Genomic DNA, 7,511 nt, shown 5'->3' with positions numbered 1-7,511 from the left:
CCTATTGAGAGTGTCTGACTCAAACGATGCGACTTCAACGTCTTTCCTTGTTGTCGACCCTGGTGTGTCTTTGAAGTTTCAACCACGAGAAAACGAGTTCCTTTTATCGTACAGACTCAGTCATGGGCGTTACTTTTCTAGCTCAGAAGACAATTTCACCGACCATTTCTTTGATAGCCGCAACTTGATCAAGCTGGGTTTGCGTCATGCAATCAAAGCCGACTTGAGGGTCGCGAGTTTACATGAGGCTCGCGGTACCGGGCTTACGGAAGGTGACAATACTTCATCAGCCATTGACAGACCGCTGGAATATTTAAATCGTTCTATCGTCACGACATACATTTACGGGGCTCCGGGAGCAAAAGGAAGAATCGAAGCCAAGTTGGGTTACAGCGATTTGGAGTACAAAAATTTTCGCCATCTTGGCGGTGTTTCAGACTCCAGAAGTTCACGCTTCAAAGACTATGACAATCGCTATGCTGGGCTGAAGTTTGCGTATCGTTGGTTAACCAACACAAAGGCGATTTTTGAATACGAGATCGCTAAGAAGAATTATGACTTCACAGCAAACGGTGTGCCTTCCCAAGATAGCTTGACCCACAACTACTACGCTGGTCTTGAATGGGATGTTTCTGGGAAAACCTCCGGATATGCCAAGGTCGGTATTCAGGATAAAAACTTCGACGATTCTGACCGTGAAGACTTTACTGGACTCAGTTGGTTAGTGGGGCTGGACTGGAACCCTCTGTATCACTCAACCTGGAGTATTCAGACCTCACAAGTGGCTAGAGATCCTGATCAAGATGGGGATTTTGTGAAAGAAACCATCCTGAATGTTGGGTGGAAGCATTACTGGAGACCGCAAGTTTATACGCGGGCAACTGCGGTAGTAAGTAATCAGGAATACACCGGTGCATTTCAGAATGGTGTGTTGCGAGACGAACGTGCAGTCGAGTGGTCTGCCAATGTGGGTTACGAGTTTAATGAAATCGTCGACTTCTTTGTTGGGGTTAAAAAGACGAACAAAGCATCAAATTGGGAAGGTTACGGTTATGACCAGTTAGTCTGGTCACTTTCTGGCGCCATTGCATATTAGTTGGAGTTATGAAGAAAACATTTTTATCTTTTTTTGTCGCGATGCTCTCTTTGCTGTCCTTTCAGGGGCTTGCGGCATCATTTGCGACAACTTACCAAATCGGACCTGGTGATCGAATTCAGATAAATGTCTATGGCGAGCCGGATCTTTCTTTTAACGAGCTTTTGATTAACTCAAGTGGCACCTTCGATTACCCATACCTAGGCGAAATGGTTGCAAAAGGGAAAACAGCTCAGCAACTTAAACTTGCCATTGAGAAAGGGTTAAAAGGTGATTACCTGATTAACCCTAAAGTGATGGTTAACTTCATTTCTTTTCGTGAAATTTACGTGAATGGAGAAGTGAAGAAGCCAGGCGGTTACGAGTATCAACCTGGATTGACGGTTGATAAAGCCATTGCCCTCGCTGGTGGATTTACCGACAGAGCTGCGCGTAAAAAAATCAATATTACGCCAAATGGCGAAGGGCAGACCCAAAAAGGGGTTCCCCTTGGGCAGTCTGTTAACCCTGGTGACATCATTGTCATTGAGCAAAGTTTCTTCTAAATCATTGAAAATAAGAATTCAAAATCTATGTTAGTGAAAAGTGACGACTTAAAGCGCAATGACGAGTTCATTGATTTAAGTAAATACATTCAGCTGGTTAAAAGGAATTTACTGGCTATCGTTGTCTTTGCTGTTTTTGTTACTGCTTGTGTAACCTTTTACGTATTGACCATTACTCCTGAATTTAAAGCAACATCTACGTTGTTAATTGAAAATCAACAGAAAAAAGTCATATCAATCGAACAGGTAGTTGGTGTCGATACCAGTAAGCAGGAATATTACCAAACGCAATACGAAATCATTCGCTCAAACCGAATTGCAGAAAAAGTGATCAGCGATTTGGGTATTGGTGTGATTGAAAGTGCAAATAATGCGATTTCAAATTCTGGTGAACCTTCTGGGCTGAAAGCTTTTATTAAAAATGCTAAAGAAACGGTATACAACCTACCCGTTTTATCCAACTACATTAAAAAGCCTTTACCTGTGTTGGACGAACAGTTAGAAGACAGCCATCGTCAGCGTGTGTTGCGTGAATTTAAGAGTAACTTGTCGGTTACCCCGGTTAAAAATACTCAGTTGGTACACATTACTTTCTTATCAAAAGATCCTTTAATGGCTGCCAATGTTGCCAATGCGGTAGGTGAAGCTTACATTCAAAACCACGTTGAGTCTCAATTAGAAGCGAACCAACAAGCCTCTATTTGGATTAACTCTCGTTTGGGTGAGTTGCAGCTCCAGTTACAAGCCTCTGAGCTAAATCTGGCTCAGTTTATGGAGCGAGAAGGGTTAGTGGATGCTGCTGGTATCGACAGTCTGGCTACCACAGAGCTGACCAACCTTACCAACCAATTGTCTGAAGCCAGAGATCGCCGTTTAGCAGCAGAATCCCTTTACTCTGTACTACAGAAAAATCGTGATGCCGACCTTTCGAGTCTGTATGCAATCAAGCAGGTCTCTAATCACCCACAGATTCGCGACATCCGTTCTAATGAAGTGGATGCGGAAAAGCGCGTTTTTGAATTGTCCAAACGCTATGGACCTAAACACGACAAGATGATTCGTGCTCAGGCAGAGCTGAAAGCATTGCAGAACCGTTCTACAAAGATTCTGAAGCAGCTTGTTGTCGGTATTGAAAAAGAACTGTCAACGGCGTTGGAGCAAGAGCGCGGCTTGAAGAGAGAGTTAGAACTGAAAAAGAAAGAATTCCAGTCCGTAACACTCAAGAAAGCCGAGTTTGAAACACTGCGCCGTGAAGTGAACACCAACCGCCAGCTTTATGATTTGTTCCTGACTCGCCAGAAAGAAACATCGGCAACCAGTGACTATCAAAATGCAATTGCCCGCTTTACGGACCGAGCCAGTATCCCATTGGTACCAGCTAAACCACGTAAGGTGTTGATTATCGCAATTTCAGCGGTGAGCGCATTTATTATTGGCTTAGCAGCAGCATTCATACTTGAGGCAATGCGAAATACGTTTGAGCGTCGTGCCGATGTAGAAGAGAAGGTGGGTCTTACTGGGCTTGGTAGCGTACCTAAAATTATAGCTAAGAAGTATCGAAAATCTAAGATTGGCGCTGAATTGTTCCTCGATAAAGAACATAAAGACTTTGGAGAGTCGATTCGAAGTATTCGTACCTCATTGATACTCAGCCTTATGCAAAGTAAGCGCAAGTGCGTTGCAGTAACCTCTCCGATTTCTGGAGAAGGCAAAACCACGGTGTCTGTAGCACTGGCAGAGTCTTTTGCTGCTATGGAAAAAGTGCTTCTTATTGACTGCGACCTACGTAAGCCATCAGTTGGTGAGAGATTCAGTCTTAGCAATGCTCAACCGGGTATGACCAACTACCTCTTGATGGGGGCTGAGTTGGAAGATTGTATTTATCACCATGAAGAGTCAGGGCTGGATGTGATGACATCAGGTCTTTTGATACCAAACCCTCAAGAGCTGCTTGGTTCTGAACAATATAAAGAAATGATTGAATCACTGAGCGAAAAGTATGATCGAATCATCATCGATACCCCGCCAGTGAATGTAGTGAGCGATCCAATGTTGGTGGCTAACGTGACGACGTCTTGCGTCATGGTAGTGAAAGCAAACAGCACCAAGGTTAATCAACTGAATTTCGCGATTTCTCGCATGCTCAAATACAAGAGTGTGATTGAAGGTGTTGTTCTCAATCAGGATCAAAGTAAAACGCAGGATGCTTATCAGTACTACGGCTATGAGCACAGCTAGGTTATAAAAAAATGGAAAATGTAAACACACCATCAGTTGATATTACGATCCTGTCATGGGATCGGATAGACGATACTCTGGACGCTATTGATAGCGCACTTTCACAGCAAGGGATTGACCTTAAAGTGATTGTTGTGGACCAGGGCTCTAAACCTGACGGGCTGGCAAAATTGCGTCAGCATTGTCTTAAAGATTCTAGAATTCAATTAGTTTGTAATCGCCAAAACTTGGGTGTACCTGGAGGTCGAAATCAGGCATCTGATCAGGGCACAGGAGAGTTCATTGTCGCTCTTGATAATGATGCAGAGTTTGTCGACGAGCATCAGCTTGCTAAGGCATGTGAGCTGATGCGTAGCGAGCCAGAGCTGGGTGCTTTGGCGTTCCGAATCTTGCGCTTTGGGAGTCAGGAGGATGATCTGACAAGCTGGTCTTACCATGACAGTGCAAGCCAAGCGGCAGAAACCACTTTTTACACAGACCGATTTGTCGGTGCTGGTCATATGCTAAGAAGAGAAGCATTTGATGGGATAAAAGGTTACGACTCAGACCTGTTCTTCCTTCATGAAGAGGTTGATCTATCTAAGCGACTGATGAACGCTCATTACAAGATCAAGTATTCACCTGAGGTGGTGATTGGTCACAAAGTGTCTGCTGAGCATCGAGTGGCTTGGACTGGTGGTCGTTGGACGTTTGATGTCCGCAACAAAACTTATCTTCATTTCAAGTTCAGGACTTTCCTGCCAACTGCAGTTTTTCATACCGGCATTCTGGTCTGGAGAGGTATTCGTTCTGGTCTTATCTGGTCAACGTTTAAAGGGCTTTTCCAAGGTTTTGGAATGGTACCAAAAGCGGTTCGTGCGTGGAAAACTCATCCAGCCGTTGTTTCTGACGCACAAGCAAAGGCATACATGGATTCCTGCTCTCCTACTCAGGGGATGACCGTTATGCAGCGAATCAAAATGCGCCTTCAAAGTGCTAAGCCTGTACCAGTAAAACCAAAGGGATAAAAACGTGGAAAACCTTGCTCCAGTCATTCCATTCAACGAGCAGATTTTGGATTCGTTGAAGCAAACTTTGCTCGATAACTTTCGACCTCATTTAGAGAATCAGGATGCGATTTTCATCGATTATCCTGTTCACCTGAATGTCGGTGACTTACTTATTGCGGAAGGTACAGAAGCGCTATTTCGTGCTTTGAATGTCAATATCGTTGCCCGCATTTCAGAACGAAATCAGGAACGTCTTTTCTATCGTGATATCTCAGAAGACACAGTTTTGGTCCTTCACGGTGGCGGTAATTTCGGCGATCTGTATCCGCATCATCAGTCGCTCCGCGAGCGAGTCATAGAGGTATTTCCAAATAACAAAGTGTTGATCATGCCTCAGTCGGTTCATTACCAGGATCCTTCTCAGTTGACTCAAAAGGTGCCGCTCTTTAAGTCTCATAACAATCTTTATATGTTTGTACGAGATGAGCACTCATTCGACGTAATGAGTGAAGCCTTCGATGAGGCACACCTAAAGCTGCTTCCAGATATGGCATTCGCGATGTCAGACCGCTGGAAAGGGATTGTTCGCACTTCCGAGGGGACACTAAGCCTCAGAAGGCGAGACATCGAAGCAACAGATACTGGTGAAGACGGCGACAGATTTGATTGGGATGATCTTTTCAAACCATTTGATGAACGTTGTTACAACATCGCCAGAAGGCTTGCCAGATATGAAAATAAACTGCATTTAAATTTGGGTTTGGATGCATTCTGGAAATGGTACTCCAATCACCTTATCAAAAGGGCGGTTGAGCGATTTACATCCTATAGCGTTGTCGATACAGACAGGCTTCATGGCATGATTTTGTCTTTACTTGTTGGTAACGATGTTGTCATGCGTGATAACAGCTACGGCAAACTGCGACGTTATGCTACGTGCTGGCTTGGATTAAAGCTCGATGAGGTCTACGCAGAAGACGCAAAGAAAGCTGCAAATGAATAGCCGTGTTATCAAATTGCTGTGGATTGCATTTGAAAAGTTTGGCATGACAATTGTCTCAATCGCCACGTTTTTCATTTATGCAAAGCTTCTGACCCCTTCAGTATTTGGTATGGCGGTGCTTGCACTGTCTATTGGTCAGGGGGCGGCGTACATTTTTGGCAATCTGTTTGAAGATGCGCTGGTTCAGCATAAAGATCCACAGTCGGTGCACTTTGATACCGCGTTTTGGGGAGGCATTAGCTTAAGTGTTGCCCTAAGTTTTTCGATATTGGTAGTCTGCTGGTTGCTTGCTTTAGACACAGAACTCTTTGGTCTAATTGTATTTTCGTTACTCCACATCATCTTAGTCAGCATGGCATCGCTTTATGTAGCGATACTTCGTCGTACAGGGCGATTTGATACATTGGCAAAACGTTCGATGTTATCTCGTTTAGTTGGAGCCGCTTCAGGAGTTGGCTTGGCCTTGTATGGATTTGACAGTATCGCTGTGGTTGCCCATTCAGTGATGATTGAAGTTGTCGGTCTGGCTTATCTACTTCTGGTTTCCAACCACAGAATTGGGCTGAGCTTTCAGCGCAAAGCTTTTTTTGAGCTAGGTTCTGTTGGTTGGATGCTGTGCGTTCGACGCTTAAGTTGGGACGCTTCAATTCGAGGTATTCCAATTTTGCTCGGAGTGACATCAGGGACAGCGGCAGTCGGTCTGTTTGGATTTGCATGGCGTATGGTTGAAATGCCACGTAGTGCTATTGCAAGTGGGTTGCTCAGTTACGCGTTGCCTGTATTTTCACGTCGACAAAACGAAAAAGAAGAGCTGCGTCAACTGTTCCTGGCATCCACAAAATTCACTGCCATGATAGTCACGCCATTGTTTGTTGGGTTGGCCTTAGTGGCTCCAACGTTTGTTCCCTGGCTGTTTGGTGATAAGTGGTTAGATGCGATTTTACCCACTCAGATCTTTGCCATAGTCGCCGTGATTAGCCTTGCCCGGATCTATGTTCCAGTATCATTTACTGCGGTAGCAAAACCGAGTACAGCTTTGATTTCTGATGTAGTTGCTACATTGGTAGCGTTAGCCACTACCGCATTGCTTGGTGCTACCTACGGTGCGATGGCAGCCGCATTTGGCATGCTTTTACGTGTTTTCGTAACGATGCCGTTTAGTATGAAAGGCTACAACAAAATATTCGGGCTTAGCTGGTTTTACCAGATTAAACCCGTTTCCGCTGCTTGGTTGGCTTCACTTGGAATGACGTTTGCTGTTGTAATCTCAGGGCAGTTTATTGAATCGTCATTAGCGATAATATTTTTAGCCTCCTGTTTGATCGGTGCGGCGAGCTATGTGGTTTGCATGAAATTAGTGTATCCCTCTTGGCAGCAGGATTTCCGCCAATTTCTGAATAGATAAAGTTGAAATGATATGAATAACGTCATTATTTTTTCAAACCATCTTCTTGCCTACTCAGAAACGTTTATCCGATCACAGGGAGAAGCATTAAAGCACTTCAAGGCACAGTATGTAGGGAGTGATCAAGTCGAAAAAGGGCTTTCACTTCCTAGTGATCGTGTTCATCTTGTTCGAACAGGCATGCTGGGAACTTTGACGGACAAGTTGTTTAAATTGGGTTTCGTGCATCCTAATT

At 44.4% G+C, this 7,511-nt stretch carries 7 protein-coding genes; all 7 read left to right on the top strand.

The window, feature by feature from the left end:
- Positions 1-1,096: outer membrane beta-barrel protein (locus tag RH89_RS09740; RefSeq protein ID WP_004401480.1), on the top strand; the 1,096-nt coding region annotated here is incomplete at its 5' end.
- 8 nt (positions 1,097-1,104) lie between these two features.
- Positions 1,105-1,641 carry a polysaccharide biosynthesis/export family protein gene (locus RH89_RS09735; protein ID WP_004401477.1) on the top strand — a complete coding sequence of 179 codons (537 nt, stop codon included), beginning with the start codon at positions 1,105-1,107 and terminating at the stop codon, positions 1,639-1,641.
- A 27-nt stretch (positions 1,642-1,668) separates the two neighbouring features.
- Positions 1,669-3,879 (top strand): GumC family protein, encoded by a 2,211-nt coding sequence (locus RH89_RS09730; protein ID WP_004401475.1) that lies wholly within the window; start codon positions 1,669-1,671, stop codon positions 3,877-3,879.
- 11 nt (positions 3,880-3,890) lie between these two features.
- Complete coding sequence (locus RH89_RS09725) at positions 3,891-4,886, top strand: glycosyltransferase family 2 protein (protein ID WP_004401474.1); 996 nt, start codon at positions 3,891-3,893, stop codon at positions 4,884-4,886.
- A gap of 4 nt (positions 4,887-4,890) precedes the next feature.
- Positions 4,891-5,871 (top strand): polysaccharide pyruvyl transferase family protein, encoded by a 981-nt coding sequence (locus RH89_RS09720; protein WP_004401473.1) that lies wholly within the window; start codon positions 4,891-4,893, stop codon positions 5,869-5,871.
- Positions 5,864-7,276, top strand: coding sequence for an oligosaccharide flippase family protein (locus RH89_RS09715; RefSeq protein WP_004401472.1), 1,413 nt, complete (start codon positions 5,864-5,866; stop codon positions 7,274-7,276). The genes RH89_RS09720 and RH89_RS09715 overlap by 8 nt, the downstream gene beginning before the upstream one ends.
- 12 nt (positions 7,277-7,288) lie before the next feature.
- The coding region (locus RH89_RS30210; protein ID WP_004401471.1) for a hypothetical protein at positions 7,289-7,511 on the top strand (223 nt) is incomplete at its 3' end.

It is taken from the genome of Vibrio nigripulchritudo ATCC 27043, from assembly GCF_000222685.1.
Classification (GTDB): Bacteria; Pseudomonadota; Gammaproteobacteria; order Enterobacterales; family Vibrionaceae; genus Vibrio; species Vibrio nigripulchritudo.
This window is presented reverse-complemented; position numbering and strand designations above follow the sequence as displayed.